This is a genomic window from Streptomyces sp. NPDC036815 (assembly GCF_055609205.1).
Window position 1 is genome coordinate 257355 of the sequence record NZ_JBVJPW010000011.1, and the last position, 16456, is coordinate 273810.

Annotated in this window: 16 protein-coding genes; 14 read left to right on the forward strand and 2 right to left on the reverse strand. The window is 74.7% G+C overall.

The genetic code is table 11. The features are described 5' to 3' along the window. Window positions 1–95: 95 nt before the first annotated feature. From ACZ69I_RS23590 to ACZ69I_RS23655, 14 genes are all read left to right on the forward strand, one after another. Window positions 96–365, forward strand: a complete 270-nt coding sequence (locus ACZ69I_RS23590; RefSeq protein WP_389718533.1) for an acyl carrier protein — start codon at window positions 96–98, stop codon at window positions 363–365. Window positions 366–391: 26 nt separating this feature from the next. Then, window positions 392–1174, forward strand: coding sequence for a 3-oxoacyl-ACP reductase FabG (gene fabG, locus ACZ69I_RS23595; protein ID WP_467677092.1), 783 nt, complete (start codon window positions 392–394; stop codon window positions 1172–1174). Between the two features lie 50 nt (window positions 1175–1224). After that, window positions 1225–2160 carry an aromatase/cyclase gene (locus ACZ69I_RS23600; RefSeq protein ID WP_467677090.1) on the forward strand — a complete coding sequence of 312 codons (936 nt, stop codon included), beginning with the start codon at window positions 1225–1227 and terminating at the stop codon, window positions 2158–2160. 2 nt (window positions 2161–2162) lie between these two features. Then, a complete protein-coding gene (locus ACZ69I_RS23605) occupies window positions 2163–3701 on the forward strand; it encodes an FAD-dependent monooxygenase (protein WP_467677088.1) in 1539 nt (512 codons plus the stop codon). A 3-nt stretch (window positions 3702–3704) separates the two neighbouring features. Further along, the gene (locus tag ACZ69I_RS23610) at window positions 3705–5312 is read left to right on the forward strand and encodes an NAD(P)/FAD-dependent oxidoreductase (RefSeq protein ID WP_467677086.1); all 1608 of its coding nucleotides are present in this window, start codon (window positions 3705–3707) and stop codon (window positions 5310–5312) included. Then, window positions 5309–6886 (forward strand): FAD-dependent monooxygenase, encoded by a 1578-nt coding sequence (locus tag ACZ69I_RS23615; protein WP_467677599.1) that lies wholly within the window; start codon window positions 5309–5311, stop codon window positions 6884–6886. The genes ACZ69I_RS23610 and ACZ69I_RS23615 overlap by 4 nt, the downstream gene beginning before the upstream one ends. Continuing rightward, window positions 6883–7782: an alpha/beta hydrolase gene (locus ACZ69I_RS23620; protein WP_467677084.1), complete on the forward strand. Its 900-nt coding sequence runs from the start codon at window positions 6883–6885 to the stop codon at window positions 7780–7782. Before ACZ69I_RS23615 ends, ACZ69I_RS23620 begins: the two co-directional genes overlap by 4 nt. A gap of 71 nt (window positions 7783–7853) precedes the next feature. After that, complete coding sequence (locus ACZ69I_RS23625) at window positions 7854–8210, forward strand: acyl carrier protein (protein ID WP_467677082.1); 357 nt, start codon at window positions 7854–7856, stop codon at window positions 8208–8210. Window positions 8211–8295: 85 nt separating this feature from the next. Then, window positions 8296–9849 (forward strand): acyl-CoA carboxylase subunit beta, encoded by a 1554-nt coding sequence (locus tag ACZ69I_RS23630; protein ID WP_470834388.1) that lies wholly within the window; start codon window positions 8296–8298, stop codon window positions 9847–9849. A gap of 11 nt (window positions 9850–9860) precedes the next feature. Then, complete coding sequence (locus tag ACZ69I_RS23635; protein WP_470834389.1) at window positions 9861–10142, forward strand: acyl-CoA carboxylase epsilon subunit; 282 nt, start codon at window positions 9861–9863, stop codon at window positions 10140–10142. Between the two features lie 87 nt (window positions 10143–10229). Continuing rightward, window positions 10230–10715, forward strand: a complete 486-nt coding sequence (locus tag ACZ69I_RS23640; protein ID WP_467677076.1) for a nuclear transport factor 2 family protein — start codon at window positions 10230–10232, stop codon at window positions 10713–10715. An 86-nt stretch (window positions 10716–10801) separates the two neighbouring features. Continuing rightward, window positions 10802–11515: a TetR/AcrR family transcriptional regulator gene (locus ACZ69I_RS23645; protein WP_467677073.1), complete on the forward strand. Its 714-nt coding sequence runs from the start codon at window positions 10802–10804 to the stop codon at window positions 11513–11515. Beyond that, a complete protein-coding gene (locus ACZ69I_RS23650) occupies window positions 11512–12039 on the forward strand; it encodes an anthrone oxygenase family protein (protein ID WP_470834390.1) in 528 nt (175 codons plus the stop codon). The genes ACZ69I_RS23645 and ACZ69I_RS23650 overlap by 4 nt, the downstream gene beginning before the upstream one ends. A 109-nt stretch (window positions 12040–12148) precedes the next feature. Then, window positions 12149–12451, forward strand: a complete 303-nt coding sequence (locus tag ACZ69I_RS23655) for a DUF1330 domain-containing protein (protein WP_467677069.1) — start codon at window positions 12149–12151, stop codon at window positions 12449–12451. 27 nt (window positions 12452–12478) lie between these two features. On the opposite strand, the gene ACZ69I_RS23660 is transcribed toward ACZ69I_RS23655, so the two are convergent. Both ACZ69I_RS23660 and ACZ69I_RS23665 read right to left on the reverse strand, forming a co-directional pair. Then, window positions 12479–14071: an AMP-binding protein gene (locus ACZ69I_RS23660; protein ID WP_467677067.1), complete on the reverse strand. Its 1593-nt coding sequence runs from the start codon at window positions 14069–14071 to the stop codon at window positions 12479–12481. Further along, a complete protein-coding gene (locus ACZ69I_RS23665; protein ID WP_467677064.1) occupies window positions 14071–16416 on the reverse strand; it encodes a LuxR C-terminal-related transcriptional regulator in 2346 nt (781 codons plus the stop codon). The genes ACZ69I_RS23660 and ACZ69I_RS23665 overlap by 1 nt, the downstream gene beginning before the upstream one ends. Between the last annotated feature and the right edge of the window lie 40 nt (window positions 16417–16456).

A 16456-nucleotide genomic window follows, 5' to 3' on the forward strand; every position in this document is an offset into this window, starting at 1 on the left:
CCTTTCCGGGCCGTACCGGACCTCGTGTCCGGTGCGGCCTTCGTGCTGCCCGCCCGCCGCGCCACGAGATCCGCCCATCCGAAGGGACAGCCATCATGAGTACTCCTCAGTTCGCGCTCGCCGACCTCACGCGCATCCTCCTGGAGGGCGCCGGCGCCGACGACGGTGCCGCCCTGGAGGGCGACATCCTCGACCAGGACTTCGACGACCTCGGCTACGAGTCGCTCGCCCTGCTGGAGACCGGCAGCCGTATCGAGCGCGAGTACGGCATCGCCCTCGACGACGACGTGTTCGCCGACAACCGCACCCCGCGCGCTCTGATCGCCGCCGTCAACGCACGGCTGTCCGCCTCCGCCGCGGTCTGACCCGGCCAATCCAGGGAGAACTGACCATGCAGCAGGACAAGCGTGTCGCCCTCGTCACCGGAGCCACCAGCGGGATCGGCCTGGCCGTCGCCCGGCTGCTGGCCGGCCAGGGCCACCGGGTGTTCCTCGGCGCCCGCACCGCGGAGAACGTCGCCTCGACCGTCAAGCAGCTGCGCGAGGAGGGCCTGGACGTCGACGGCGCCGCCCTGGACGTGCGCTCGGCCGCCTCGGTGGACGCCTTCGTGAGCGGCGCCGTCGAGCGCTTCGGGCCGGTGGACGTGCTGGTCAACAACGCGGGCCGGTCCGGCGGCGGCGTCACCGCCGACCTCCAGGACGAGCTGTGGGACGACGTCATCGACACCAACCTCAACAGCGTCTTCCGCATGACCCGCGCGGTCCTGAACGCCGGCGGCATGCGGCACAAGGACCGCGGCCGGATCATCAACATCGCCTCCACCGCAGGCAAGCAGGGCGTGGTCCTGGGCGCCCCCTACTCCGCGTCCAAGCACGGCGTCGTCGGCTTCACCAAGGCGCTGGGCAACGAGCTGGCGCCGACCGGGATCACCGTGAACGCGGTGTGCCCGGGCTATGTGGAGACGCCGATGGCGCAGCGGGTGCGCCAGGGCTACGCCGCCGCCTACGAGACCAGTGAGGAGGCGATCCTCACCAAGTTCCGGGCGAAGATCCCGCTGGGCCGCTACTCCACGCCCGAAGAGGTCGCGGGCCTGGTCGGCTACCTGGCCTCCGACACCGCCGCCTCCATCACCGCGCAGGCCCTGAACGTCTGCGGCGGCCTGGGCAACTTCTGAGCCCGGCCCCGGCCCGGGCCCACCAGCCAACACACCAAGGAGAGTTGACCATGACGACGCGCGAGGTCGAGCACGAGATCACGGTGGCGGCCCCGGCCGAGACCGTCTACCGGCTGATCGCCGAGGTGGAGAACTGGCCGCGGATCTTCCCGCCCACCATCCACGTCGACCACGTCGAGAAGGGCGAGCGCGAGGAGCGCATCCGGATCTGGGCGACCGCCAACGGCGAGGCCAAGCAGTGGACCTCGCGCCGCACCCTGGACGGCACCAACCTGAAGATCACCTTCCGTCAGGAGGTGTCCACGCCGCCGGTCGCCGCGATGGGCGGCGCCTGGCTGATCGAGCCGCTGTCCGCGAACGCCTCGCGGATCCGCCTCCTGCACGACTACCGGGCCCTGGACGACGACCCGGCGGGCCTGCGGTGGATCGAGGAGGCGGTGGACCGCAACTCGCGCGCCGAGCTGGCCGCCCTGCAGGCCAACGTGGAACTGGCGGTGGCCGACGCGGAGTTGACGTTCTCCTTCGAGGACAGCGTGCGGGTGCGCGGCAGCGCCAAGGACCTGTACGACTTCGTCAACGAGGCCGGGGCGTGGGCCGAGCGGCTGCCGCACGTGGCGACCGTGCGCCTGCGCGAGGACACCCCGGGCCTGCAGAGCCTGGAGATGGACACCCGCGCCAAGGACGGCTCGGTGCACACCACCAAGTCCTACCGGGTCTGCTTCCCGCACCACAAGATCGCCTACAAGCAGGTCACGCTGCCCGCGCTGATGACGCTGCACACCGGCTACTGGACCTTCCAGGAGGGCGCCGACGGCCTCACCACCGCCACCTCGCAGCACACCGTGGTGCTCAACACGGCGAACATCGCGCGGATCCTGGGCGCGGAGGCCACCGTCGCCGACGCCCGCGACTACGTGCGCGGCGCGCTGTCCACCAACAGCCGGGCCACCCTTGGCCACGCCAAGGACTACGCGGAGCAGCGCTGACCATGGCCGTGGACCGTGTGGAGAGCGATGTCGTCGTGGTGGGCGCGGGGCCGGTGGGGCTGATGCTCGCCGGTGAACTGCGCCTGGGCGGCGCGGACGTGGTCGTACTGGACCGGCGCGAGGGCCCCACCACGCAGTCGAGGGCCTCGACGCTGCACGCCCGCACCATGGAGATCCTGGACAGCCGCGGCCTGCTCCAGGAGCTGGGCACGCCGCCGTGCGAGGTGCGCGGGCACTTCGGCGGGCTGCCGCTGGACCTGACGCTGGAGAGCACCCACCCGGGGCAGTGGAAGGTGCCCCAGACCCGCACCGAGGAGCTGCTCGGCGACTGGGCGGCGGGTCTGGGCGCGCGGGTGCGGCGCCGGCACGACGTGCGCGCGGTGCGGGTGAGCGGGCCGGGCGTGGAGGTGGTGGCCGCGGGCCCGGCCGGCCCGGTGCGGGTGCGCGCCCGCTACCTGGCCGCCTGCGACGGCGAACGCTCCACGGTGCGCCGGCTGCTGGGCGCCGCCTTCCCCGGCCAGGACGCCGGGCGCGAACTGCTGCGCGCCGACGTCGCCGGCCTGGACATCGCCGAGCGCCGCTTCGAGCGGCGGCCGGCGGGGCTGGCCGTCGCCGCCCGGCGCGCCGACGGCGTGACGCGGGTGATGGTGCACGAGTTCGGCGTGCCGGCCCCGCGGCGGTCCGGGGAGCCGGACTTCGCCGAGGTGTGCGCGGTGTGGCAGCGGGTCACCGGGGAGGACATCGCCGGCGGGGTGCCGTTGTGGGTGAACTCCTTCGGCGACGCCTGCCGGCTCCTGCAGAACTACCGCCAGGGCCGGGTGCTGTTCGCCGGCGACGCCGCGCACCAGCAGATGCCCATCGGCGGCCAGGCCCTGAACCTGGGGCTGCAGGACGCGGTGAACCTGGGCTGGAAGCTGGCCGCCGTCGCCCGGGGCCGGGCCCCGCAGACGCTCCTCGACAGCTACCACCGCGAGCGGCACGCGGTGGGCCGGCGGGTCCTGGACAACATCCGCACCCAGGCGCAGCTGCTGCTGGGCGGCGCCGAGGCGGGCAGTCTGCGCGCGCTGATGGGCGAGCTGCTGCCGCATCAGGACGTGCGCCGGCACCTGGCGGGCATGATCTCCGGCCTGGACGTGCGGTACGACGTGGGCCCCGGGGAGCATCCGCTGCTGGGCGCCCGCCTGCCGCACGTACGCCTGCGGGTGGGCCGCCAGGAGTCCACCGGTGCGCAGTTGCTGCGGGCGGGGCAGGGCGTGCTGCTCACGCTGCGCCCCGAGGCCGCGCTGCTGCGCTCGGTGGCCGCGGCCTGGCCCGGCCGGGTGGCCTGTGTGGCGGCGCGGCCGGCCGGGCGGCTGCCCGGCCCCCTGGAGGGCGTCGCCGCGCTCCTCGTGCGCCCCGACGGGCACGTCGCCTGGGTGCAGCCGGGCGAGGCGCTCTCCCTGCACCAGGCGCTCACGAGCTGGTTCGGTGCGCCCCGGCCCGTGCCGGGCACGGCGCGCCGCTCGTCCCCCGTCCTGTCCCCTGCTGTTTTCGGAGAGTGAGCGATGAACACGAGCGACCGACCGGACGACCGCTACGACGTGGCCATCCTGGGCGCGGGCATGGCGGGCGGCATGCTGGGCGCGGTCCTGGCCCGCAACGGCGTGAAGGTCCTGCTGATCGACGCCGGTGTCCACCCGCGGTTCGCGGTGGGCGAGTCGACGATCCCCTACACCTCGGCCATGACCCGTATCGTCGCCGAGCGCTACCGGGTGCCCGAGATCGAGGCGCTGGCCTCCTTCCGCGGCATCCAGGACAAGGTCTCGCCCATGTCGGGGCGCAAGCAGAACTTCGGCTTCGTCTACCACCGCGAGGGCCTCGAGCAGAACCCCGAGGAGATCAACCAGCTGGTGGTGCCCGAGTGGCAGCGCACCGAGAGCCACCTCTTCCGCCAGGACACCGACGCGTTCCTGTTCCACCTGGCGGTGCGCTACGGGGCCGATCCGCTGCTCAACACCCGGATCGCGGACATCGAGACGGGGCCCGAGGGGGTGCTGCTGCGCTGCGAGAAGGGCGGCGAGCACCGGGCGCAGTACCTGGTGGACTGCGGGGGTTTCCGCTCCCCGGTCGCGGAGAAGTTCGGCCTGCGCGAGGAGCCGACCCGGGCCCGCCACCACTCGCGGTCGATGTTCACGCACATGGTGGGCGTCACCGCCTATGACCAGGCGCCCTCGGCGGCGGGCCACAAGCAGCCCAGTCCGTGGCACCACGGCACGCTCCACCACGTCTTCGACGGCGGCTGGCTGTGGGTGATCCCCTTCGACAACCACGAGGGGGCGCTCAGCCCGCTGTGCAGTGTGGGGCTCACGCTGGACGAGCGGACCCATCCCAAGGACGGCTCGACGCCGCAGCAGGAGTTCGACGCGTTCCTGGCGCGGTTCCCGCAGATCGCCGAGCAGTTCACCCAGGCGCGCGCGGTGCGCCCGTGGGTGAGCACCGGGCGTCTGCAGTACTCCTCCTCGCGCACCGTCGGCGAGCGCTACTGCCTGACCGCGCACGCCGCGGGGTTCACCGACGCGCTGTACTCGCGGGGGCTGACCAACACCGTGGAGGTGGTCAACTCGCTGGCCTGGCGGCTGATCGAGGCCGCCCGCGACGGCGACTGGTCCACCGAGCGGTTCGCCTACATCGACCGGCTCCAGCAGGGCCTGTACGACGTCCACGACGATCTCGTCTACAGCTCGTTCGTGGGCTTTGGCCACTACGACCTGTTCAACGCGGTGCTGCGGGTGTGGGAGTCGACCAGCATCATGCCGACGATGACCGTCGAGCGGGCCTACCGCCGGTTCATGGAGGGCCGCGACGAGCAGGTCCTGAAGGACCTGGAGCAGACCACCACGCCCGGTCTGCCCGCCCCGGTGGGCGAGGACATCAAGGCGCTGCTGGTGTTCACCCGGACCAACTGCCGGGCCGTGGAGGCCGGTGAGCTGGAGCCGGCCGAGGCGGCGCGGCGGATCTTCGCCCGGGTGCGGGAGTCGGCGTTCCTGCCGGCGCCGTTCGCGCTCGGTGACCCGGCCGCCCGCTGCTTCGAGGCCACCCCCGAACTGCTGGGGCAGGCCGTGGAGTGGGGCAGGACCACCGCCCCGCAGCACATCGCTCAGCTCTTCGGCTGAGGCGTTCCCAGGCCAGTTCGGCCACCGGATTCGAAGGAAGGTCCAGCATGGACGCGGACGTGATCGTGGTCGGGGCGGGCCCGACCGGGCTGATGCTCGCCGGAGAACTGCGCCTGGGCGGGGCGCACGTCATCGTGGTGGAACGGCTGGAGCGGCCCACCGGGCAGTCCCGCGGGCTGGGTTTCACCGCCCGCGCCATGGAGGTGTTCGACCAGCGCGGGCTGCTGGCGCACTTCGAGGGCCTGGAGGTGGCGCCGCTGGGCCACTTCGGCGGGGTGCAGTTCGACTACACCGTGCTGCCCGACGCCCATTTCGGGGCGCGCGGCATTCCCCAGTCGCGCACCGAGGAGGTCCTGGAGCGGTGGGTGATCTCCCTGGGGGCGGATCTGCGGCGCGGCTGGGAGTTCCTGGAGCTGCAGGAGCACCAGGACCGGGTGGAGATCGCGGTGGCCACGCCGCGGGGGGTGCAGCAGCTGAGCGCCCCGTACCTGGTGGGCTGCGGCGGCGGCAGCAGTGCGGTGCGCCGGGCCGCGGGGTTCTCCTTCCCGGGCACGGACGCGACGCGCACCATGTATCTGGCCGATGTGGCCGGGTGCGGGCTGCGGCCGCGTTTTCTGGGCGAGCGCCTGGAGCACGGCATGGTGATGGCCGCGCCGCTGGGCGAGGGCGTGGACCGCATCATCGTGGTGCCCGACCGGGCGCCGGACGAGGAGCGCGAGCGCAGCGTGTCCTTCGCCGAGGTCGCCGGGGCCTGGCGGCGGATCACCGGGGAGGACATCAGCAACGGCACGGCCCACTGGGTCAGTTCGTTCACCGATGCCACGCGGCAGGTCACCGAGTACCGGCGCGGGCGGGTCCTGCTGGCCGGGGACGCCGCGCACATCCATCTGCCGGCCGGCGGGCAGGGGCTGAGCACCGGCGTGCAGGACGCCGCCAACCTGGGCTGGAAGCTGGCCGCGCAGAGCCGGGGCAGCGCGCCGCGGGGGCTGCTGGACTCCTACCACGCCGAGCGGCACGCGGCCGGTGCGCGGCTGCTCATGAACACCCAGGCGCAGGGCATGCTGTTCGTCGGCGGGCCCGAGATGGACCCGCTGCGCGCCCTGTTCGGGGAGCTCATCCAGTACGACGACGTCAAGCGGCACCTGGCCGGGCTGGTCAGCGGGATCGACATCCGCTACGACACGATGGCCGGCGGCCACCGGCTGCTGGGGCGCCGGATCCCGCCGCGCGTGCTGACCGGCGCGGCGGGGCCGACCAGCACGATGGAGCTGCTGCATCCGGCGCGCGGGGTGCTGCTCGACCTGGCCGGGGACGCGGCGGTGCGGGCGGCCGCCGCGCCCTGGGCCGGGCAGGTGGTCACCGCGCGGGTGCGCACCGAGGTGCCGGGGGCGCTGGCGGACGCGGCGGCGCTGCTGGTGCGCCCGGACGGCTATGTGGCCTGGGTCGCCGAGCAGGCCCGGGACCCCGAAGCGCCGCAGGGGCTGCGGGCGGCGCTGCACCGCTGGTTCGGCGCCCCGCCCGCGGCCGCGGGCTCCGCCCAGGAGCGCGCGGCGGGCACCGCGCGGGTGCGGTGAGCGGGCCGGCCCGCTCGCCGGGCGTGCGGGACATCACCCTGGACGCCGGCGGCCTGACGCTGTCCGCGCTGCTCGGCCCGGCCGTCGGCGGCGCGCCCCGGGCCACCGTGCTGGCCCTGCACGGCGGCGGCATGAGCGCCGCCTACTTCGACGGGCAGGCGCACCCCGGCCAGTCCCTGTTCGATGTGGGGATGCGCCTGGGCTTTCAGGTGCTGGCCGTGGACCGGCCCGGCTACGGCGCGTCGGCGCCGCGCCTGCCCCGGGGCCAGCCGCTGGCCGCCCAGGCGGCCACGCTGCGCGCCGCGCTGGCCCGGTTCGCCGCCGGGCACGAGGTGGGGGCGGGCGTGTTCGTCCTGGCCCACTCCTACGGCGGGAAGCTGGCGTTGACGTGCGCGGCCGGCGCGCCGCTGCCGGCGGGCCTGCTGGGGCTGGACATCTCCGGCTGCGGGCACCGTTTCGCGGTGCCCGCCAACCGGCTGCCCTCGGCCGCCGGGCACGGGCACTGGCGGCAGAACTGGGGTGCGCTGCGGCTGTATCCGCCCGACACCTTCCGCGCCTGCGCGGACATGGTCACCCCCATGCCCGCGCTGGAGCGGGCCGAGGCGGCGCGCTGGCCCGCCGCCTTCGCGCGCCTGGCCGCACGGGTGCGGGTGCCCACCCGGCTCACCTTCGCCGAGCACGAGGCGTGGTGGCGGCACGACGAGGAGGCGCTGGCCGAGCTGCGCGAGCGGCTCGGGGCCGTCGAGCACCTGGTGGTGGACCGCCAGCCCGAGGCGGGCCACAACATCAGCCTGGGCTGGTCGGCCCGCACCTACCACCTGCGGGCGCTGGCCTTCTTCGAGGAGTGCCTGGCCCGCCGTGCGGCGGCGCCCGCGCGCCGGCAGGCGGCCGCCTGAGCCCGCCCCCGCAGTCCTCCTGTTCTTGCCCGCACATCCTGTGCCCCTCTCGAGATGGAAGCGATACGACCATGGCCCTGTCCAACTCCTCTGTGCTGTTCGCCTGGCCCACCGACGGGTCCGTCCTGCGCGCCATGGACACCGGCGTGCGGGCCCGGGCCCTGCAGACCTGGCTGTGCCGGGAGCTGGGGCGCGCCCTGGGGGTGCCCCCGGCCCACCGCGTCAGGCCCGACCGGCCGCTGCGCGCCCTGGGCGTGGACTCGCTGCTCGCGCTGCACCTCAAGCGGCAGTTGGAGGCGGCCCTGCAGGTGTCGATCGTGGCGCACGACCTGCTGCGCGAGGCGACCCTCGCGCAACTGGCGGGGCTGCTCGCCGAGCTGGTGGCGCAGCCGCAGGCGGCGGCCGTGGCGGGCGGCGCACCGCGATGAAACCCGCGGGAGCAGGAGTTCGGCCCGCCGGAGCAGGACATCGGCCCGCCGGAGCAATCGGCCCGCCCGGGGAGGAGTGAAAACGATGGACCGTCCACACAACGCCGTCGAGCAGCTGAGGGAGATCAAGGAGCGGGTGCGGGAGGGCCCCGATCCCGCGGCCACCGAACGCCAGCACGCCAAGGGCAAGCTGACCGCGCGCGAGCGGATCGACCTGCTCCTGGACAAGGGGAGTTTCCAGGAGGTGGAGGCGCTGCGCCGGCACCGGGCCACCGGCTTCGGCCTGGAGCTGAAAAGGCCCTACACCGACGGTGTGATCACCGGGTGGGGCACGGTGGAGGGCCGCACCGTCTTCGTCTACGCGCACGACTTCCGCATCTTCGGCGGTGCCCTGGGCGAGGCGCACGCCACGAAGATCCACAAGATCATGGACATGGCGCTGGCGGCCGGGGCGCCACTGGTCTCCCTCAACGACGGGGCGGGCGCCCGCATCCAGGAGGGCGTCTCGGCGCTGGCCGGGTACGGCGGCATCTTCCAGCGCAACACCAAGGCCTCCGGCGTCATCCCGCAGATCTCGGTGATGCTCGGCCCGTGCGCGGGCGGCGCGGCCTACTCCCCCGCGCTGACCGACTTCGTGTTCATGGTCCGCGACACCTCGCAGATGTTCATCACCGGGCCCGACGTCGTCAAGGCCGTCACCGGCGAGGAGATCACCCAGAACGGGCTGGGCGGCGCCGACACCCACGCCGGCACCTCGGGGGTGTGCCACTTCGCCTACGACGACGAGGAGACCTGCATCGGCGAGGTCCGCTACCTGCTGTCGATGCTGCCCTCCAACAACCGCGAACTGCCCCCGCGCGCCCGCGGCGAGGACCCCACCGACCGGCTGTGCCCGACCCTGCTGGACGTGGTGCCGGCCGACGGCAACCGCTCGTACAACATCCGCGAGGTGATCGAGGAGATCGTCGACGACGGCGAGTACCTGGAGGTGCACGCCGCCTGGGCGCCCAACCTGGTGTGCGCGCTGGCCCGCCTGGACGGCGCCACGGTGGGCATCCTGGCCAACCAGCCCGCCGCGATGGCCGGGGTGCTGGACATCCGGGCCAGCGAGAAGGGCGCCCGCTTCGTACAGTTCTGCGACGCCTTCAACATCCCGCTGGTCACCCTGGTGGACGTGCCCGGCTTCCTGCCCGGCGTCGACCAGGAGCACGAGGGCATCATCCGGCGCGGCGCGAAACTCCTGTACGCGTACTGCAACGCCACCGTGCCGCGGATCTCGGTGGTGCTGCGCAAGGCCTACGGCGGCGCCTACATCGTCATGGACTCCCGGTCCATCGGCGCCGACATCGCGCTGGCCTGGCCCACCAACGAGATCGCCGTGATGGGCGCCGAGGGCGCCTCCAACGTGGTCTTCCGCCGCGAGATCAACGCGGCCGACGACCCCGAGGCGATGCGCGCGCAGAAGATCGAGGAGTACAAGCGCGAGCTCGTGCACCCCTACTACGCCGCCGAACGCGGCCTGGTCGACGACGTCATCGACCCCGCCGCCACCCGCGCGGCCCTGATCAACGCCCTGTCCATGCTCGAGGCCAAGGACGCGGGCCTGCCCCGGCGCAAGCACGGCAACCCGCCGCAGTGAGGACGTACCCAGTGACACCGACCGCACAGACACCGACCGCGGTGGCACCGGCCGCGGCAGCGCCGTCCCGGGACGGCGCCCCCGCCCTGCCCGCACCGCTGGTGCGCATCGAGCGGGGCGATCCCACCCCCGAGGAACTCGCCGCGCTGCTGGCGGTGCTGCAGCTGCGCCTGGCCGCGCGGGAGGAGGAGCAGGCGCGGCAGCGGTGGGCCCCGGCCCGGTGGTACCGGCCCCAGCCCACCCCCTTCGAGCCGCGTGCCTGGCGCAGCAGTTCCTTCCGGCGGGCCGCCTGAGATCCGCCCTTCCCACCCCCTGGATCACCGGGGCACCCCCCTGTCCGGCGTTCACGGGCCTCGCGCCCGCCGGAGAAAGGAACGACCATGTCCCTGCTGGAGGACGACGCCACCGTGGCGGCGCTGCGCGAGGAGCTGCGACGGCTCAACGACCGTCTGGAGGTGGCCCAGTTGTGTGACCGCTACGTCATGCACCTGGACAAGGACCGCTCCCACGACGCCTGGCTGGATACGGTGTTCACCGAGGATGTGCATCTGACCTTCCCCTTCGGGGAGTTCAAGGGCATCGAGGGTCTTGCGGGCTTCCAGGAGATGGCGCGCACGACGTTCGCCCGCACCCATCACCTGTGCGCCAACCACGTGGTGGAGGTGGACGGGGACAGCGCGCGGGTGCGCGCGCACCTGATGGCCGTGCACGTCCGGGACACCGACGAGCCGGCCGCTCACTTCGACATCGGCGGGCATCTGGAGGCGGAGACGGTGCGCACCGCACACGGCTGGCGCATCCGCCGCTTCGTGTTCGACCTGGTGTGGCAGTCCGGGCAGGAGCCGCAGGCCAAGACGGGCGGCTGACAGCGCCGGGGACAGCTGGTGGTGCGGCCCGGTGCCGCACCACCGGGCACCGGCCGGCCGGTGCCCGTACGCGGAAGGGTGAGTGAATGTCCACTACGGCACACGGTTACCCCACCCGCGCCCGTCTCCTGGACGCCGCGGAGCACCTGCTGCGCGAGCGGGGGCTGGCCGGGGCCACCACCAAGGCCATCGCCGCCGACGCGCGGTGCTCCGAGGCCGCCCTCTACAAGCACTTCACCGGCAAGGTGGACCTGCTCGGCGCGCTGCTGCGCGAGCGGCTGCCGGCGGCCGGGGCGCTGCTCTCGCAGCCGGTGCGCGAGGAGGACGCCGAGGCGTGCTGTGTGCGCCTGGTGCGCCAACTGGTGTGGTTCTACGAGCAGTCCATGCCGCTGATCGGCGCGCTGTTCGCCGACCACGCGCTGCTGGCCGGCCTGCGCCCGCTGCCGTACGGGACCGCCGCGGCCCCCGACGAGCTCCTCGAGGCGGTCGGGCGCCACCTGCGGGCGCTGCGCGAGCGCGGCCGGATCCGCGCCGACGCCGATGTGGGGGCGGCCGCCGCACTGCTGCTCGGGGTCTGCTTCCAGCGCGCCACGCTCACGCACGTGGCCCCGGGTGGATGGCCGTGGTCCACCGAGGAGTTCACCGCCGCGGTGGGCCGGGCCGTCGCGGCCTCGCTGGCCGTGCGTCCCGCGCGCGCGGGCACCCCCGCGGCGCCGGGCGCGGGCCCGCCGCGCCGGACCCGGCACGAGACCGACGCCGATCACGCCGCACACGCCGCCCCTTGCAAGGAGTTGGAATGAAACACAGCCCCCTGGCCACTGTCTCGCGCTTCGCGAGCCTGATCTTCCTGGGGATCTTCACCGGGTTCCTGGTGGCCGTCCTCGTCCTGGAGACCTCGCTGCGCGACTACGACGGCAGGGTGTACGCGCAGGTCCGCCAGGTCGAGCTGGACGCCCTGGACACGCTGGCCTCGGCCACCTTGATCCCGGCGATCCTGACCACCGTCCTGCTGATCGTCACGCTGCGGCGCTCCCGCGACCGGCAGCTGTGGCTGCCGGTGGCGGCGCTCGCCCTGATGCTGGTGGTGCTGGTGGTGACGCTGACCATCAACCTGCCGATCAACGGTGACCAGAACGACTGGAACGTGGCGGCGCCGCCCGCGGACTGGGCGGACACGCGTGACGAGTGGCAGGGCGCGCACGTGGTGCGGGTCGTCGCGGCCCTCGGCGCGTTCGCCCTGCTGATCGTCGCCGCCCTGACCCGCACGGCAGCCTCCGCGCTGCCCCGGTCCGCCTCCGAGCCCCTCTCCGCCGGCCGCCGCTAGCCCTCCGGCCGCATCCGGCCGAAGTCCCTCCGCACCCCTTTGCCGGGAGCGGGGGGACTTCTGCATGCCCACGGCCCGTGCACAGCACACCCGAGAAAGGACACCGCAGATGACCGCGTACGTCATAGCCGAAGCCCAACTGACCGGAGATCCCCAGGAGGTGGCGGCCTACAGCGCGCAGCTCGTCTCCACCCTGGAGCCACACGGCGGCCGCTACCTGGTGCGCGGGGCGCCCAGCCAGGTCCTGGAGGGTGAGAGCCAGGCCTTCACCGGGGTGATCGAGTTCCCCAGCACCGAGGCCGCCCGGCGCTGGTACGACTCGCCCGCCTACCAGGCGATCGTGCCGCTGCGGGCGCGCAACACCCGGGGCCGCATCCTCGTCTTCGACGGGATGCCGGCCGACCAGCCCTGAGTCCGGCCGGGGACAGGACAGCGGCTCTCAGGCCGAGCGGGTGGGGCTGCGGGCGGCCAGGGCGCCCTGCAGGCGCCGGCGGTGCAGCTCGCCGCTCGCGGCGCGGGGCAGGCCGCCCATGAGTTCCAGGCGGGCGGGCAGGTGCGCGGGCGGCACGCCCTGGCCCAGGAGGTGATCGCGCAGTTCGAGCAGGGTGGGCGGGTCCCCGTCGGGGACCACCGCGGCGCAGGCCAGTTCGCCGTGCTGGGGGTCGGTGCAGGCCACCACGGCGGCCTCGGCGACCCGGGGATGGGCCAGGAGGCGTTCCTCGATCTCGGTGACCGGGACCAGGAAGAGGCCGCCGACCTCCTCGGTGCGCAGCCGCGGCTGGCCGGCCTCGTCCAGGTCCACCGGGTCGCCCGGTCCGGTGGGTTCCTGCGGGGCCCAGGTCGGGCTGAGCTTGCCGCTCTCGCGCCGCCACACCGCCGTCGGCGAGGACGGCCCGCGCGCCGGGCCCCGGCCCGGACCGGGCCGGGGCCGGGCGCGCAGGGGTGCTCCCAGGAGGTGGTGGACCTGCTGGGCCAGGGCGGCGGGGGTGGCGGCGGGATCGGAGGTCAGGGCCAGGCTCAGTGCGGCCCGCGGGCGCGGGCGGCGGCGCTGGGCGGCGGCGAGTTCGGCCCACTGGGCGGGGGTGGCGTAGGCCTGGCGTACGTCGGCGGCGGCCATCAGGTCCAGGGCGCTCTCGGGGTCGAAGAGGTCCTGCAGGACGACGGTGCCGCCGCGGGTGAGCGGGCCGAGTACCGCGTGCAGCAGGGAGGGCAGGGTGGCCAGGGGCAGGGCGGTGAAGCTGGCGCCGCCCGGTGCGGGGGCCGGCGGCAGGCCGGCGTGCAGGGAGTTGGGGGTGTGCAGGGCCATGCTGTGGGCGGCGTGCAGGCCCAGCGAGGTGACGGCCAGGCAGATCCGGTCGGGCAGGCCGGGGGGCAGGGCCAGGCCCGCGGCGGGCCGGTGGCGTTCGTGCGGGGTGCGCAGGAAGTGCTGGGCGAAGTCGACGGCGCCGGTGTCCACCGTGTCGCCGAGCACCACCCGGTGGCGCAGCCAGGGCAGGCCGGGGGCCAGGCCGGCCAGGATCCGGGCGGGCGCGACGCCTTCCCACTGGTCGGGCACCACGCACAGCCGGGGCTGCGCGGCGCCCAGGACGGCGGCCAGGTCGTGGGCGCCGTAGCCGGGCATGACGGGGACGGCGACGGCGCCGATGCGCAGGCAGGCCAGGAACAGGGCGCAGGTCTCCCAGCGGTTGGGCAGTTGGAAGGCGACCGGGTCCGCGGGGCGTACGCCCAGGGCGTCCAGGGCGAGGGCGAAGCGGTCGGTGCAGGCGGCCAGTTGGGCGTAGGTCAGGCGGGTGAGGCGGCTTGGGGCGGGGCGGTGGGCGTGGTGGGAGACGATCGCGGTGCGGTGCGGGTGGCGGGCCGCGCCGCGGTAGAGGTCGTGCAGCACGGTCTCGGTGCGCCACCGGCCCTGCTGCTGAAAGCGGCGGCCGACCTCGGCGGGCGGGCGCAGCGCGCCGAGCAGGGGGGCCAGGGGGGCGGGGGCCGGGGGGTGGCGGCGGGCGGCGGCGGGCGGGGTGTGCTGGGCGGCCGCCATCACTGCCTCCTGCCGACGGCCCAGGCGACCTGGACCCGTGAGTTGCAGCCCAGTTTGCGCATCACGTGGCGGACGTGGTTGACCACGGTCCACTCGGCGATGTCCAGCTGGTGGGCGATCTGGCGGTTGGTCATGCCGTCGGCGACGAGGAGGGCGACCTGCAGCTGGCGCGGGGTCAGGGCGCCGGCCTCGCCGCGCTCTTCGGCGCGGCCGGGTTCGGCCACCGCCAGCGCCTCGGCGGCCATCGCCTCCGGGCGCAGCCGCAGGCCCTCCGCCCAGGCGGAGGCGAAGACCGTGCGGCCCAGCTGGCGGCGGAGTTCGGCGGCGGCGCCCTGCAGCTGCTCGCGGTCCGCGCCCTCGGTGCCCGCGCCGGTGCGGGCGCGCAGGGCCTGCGCGGCGGCGAGCAGGCGGGCGGCGCGCTGGGGCTGGCCCGCGGTGCGCAGCAGCAGCAGCGCGAAGGTGTCCAGGACGGCGGGCAGTTCGGTGCGCTCGTCGATCGACTCGTACAGGCCGGTGCTCTCGCGCAGCGCGGCACGGGCGGCTGCCTCGTCGCCCTCGTGCAGGGCGAGCCGGGCGGTGACGCACAGGGTGCGGGCCAGATCGCGGATGGCGCCGTGCTGGCGCTGGATGCGGTCGGCCCGCTCCAGCAGGGCGCGGGCCGCTGCGCTGTCGCCGCCGGCGAGCAGGACTTCGGCCAGGGCGGTGGCGGCCTCGGCGGATCCGGCGGTGTCGCCCTGCACGTTGAGGGTGGTGCGGGCGGCCGACAGCAGGGACTGGCCCGTGGCCCGGTCGCCGCAGCGGAAGAGGGCGTAGCCGCGCCGGGCGGCGGCCAGCGCGCCCGCGCCCGGCTCGCGCAGCCGCTTGAACGCCTCGACGGCGCGGCGCTGGCGGTGGGCGGCGCCCTCGTGATCGCCCAGGGCCGCGGCGAGCACGCCCGCGCCGGTGCTCAGGCGGGCGCGGGCGCGCAGCCGTTCCTCGTCCTCCTCCCCCTCCTCGTCGTGCAGGGCCCGTTCGGTGGAGTCGAACCAGCGCAGCCCTTCGGTGAGTTCGCCGCGGATGAGCCAGGGGCAGAGGCAGGCGGTGACCAGTGCGGCCCGCTCCAGCAGGGCCGCCGGGCGCGCGTGCGCGGGGCGGGCGCCGCGGTGGGGGCGGGCGGCGCTCGTGCGGTGCGCGGCCTGCCGCTCGTGGGTGTCGGTGAGGTGGTGCAGGGCGGCCAGCACGTTGTCGTGTTCGGCGGCCGCGGCGCGCAGCCAGCGCTGCTGCTCCGAGCCGTGGAAGCGGCCCTCCAGGGTGTGCAGCAGCTTCTGGTAGAAGCGGGCGTGGGCCTGGCGGGCCGCGCCGGCCGGGCCGGGCCCGGCGGCGTCCAGCAGCGCCAGGCCGTAGGCGCGCAGGGTGCGCGACATGGTCAGCCGGCTCTCGGTGCGCGGATTCTCCTCCAGGGTGAGCAGGTTGCGGTCCAGGAGGCCTTCCAGGGCCACGGCGGTCTCCCCCGCGCCCAGCGGCGAGACCTTCTCGGCGGTGGCCAGGGTGAGGCCGCCCTGGAACAGGGCGAGGCGGGCGAGCAGCACGCGCTGGTCCTGGCTCAGGCCGCGGCAGCTCCAGTCGGCGATGGCCAGGGTGGAGCGCTGGCGCGGCGGGACGTCCACGGGTCCGGGCAGATGGCTGTCGCCGCCGCGCCGCAGCCAGGCCCGCAGCTCCTGCGGCGGGTACAGGCGCAGTCGGCGGGCGGCCAGTTCCAGGACGAGCGGGACGCCTTCGAGGAGGTTGCAGATGTCGACGACGGCCTCGACGTTCTCGGCCGTGAGCGCGAACTGGGGGTTGGCCTCGTGGGCGCAGCAGATGAACAGCCGCACCGCCGGGTTGTCCTGGACGTCGGCGACGTCGGGGTCCAGGAGCGGTCCCGGCACCGGCAGCGGCGGTACGGGCACGACCCGTTCGCCGTACAGGCGCAGCACTTCCTGGCCGGTGGCCAGGACGGTGAGCGCGGGCGTGGCGGCGAGGTGGCCGGCCAGGGCGGGGGCCAGGGCGCCCGCGAGGTGTTCGACGCCGTCCAGCAGGAGCAGGGTGCGCCCGGTGGCGGCGCGCACGATCTGGGCGATGCGGGCGAGCGCCGTCTCCGGGTCGGGGCAGGCGGGCAGGTCCAGGGGGTGGATGCCGCCGGGGAACAGCTCGGCGACCCCGCGGGCGGCCTCGGCGGCCAGCCGGCTCTTGCCCACGCCGCCGGTCCCGGTCAGGGTGATCAGGCGGGCGGCCGGGTCCTGGAGTCTGCCCTGGACGGCGACCAGGTCCAGTTCCCGGCCCACCAGTTCGGCCGTCGGCTGTAACGTCTGCAGATCCGTCGACATGTTCCCCCTCATGACTGAACGGCACCGTGCCGGGCCCCGC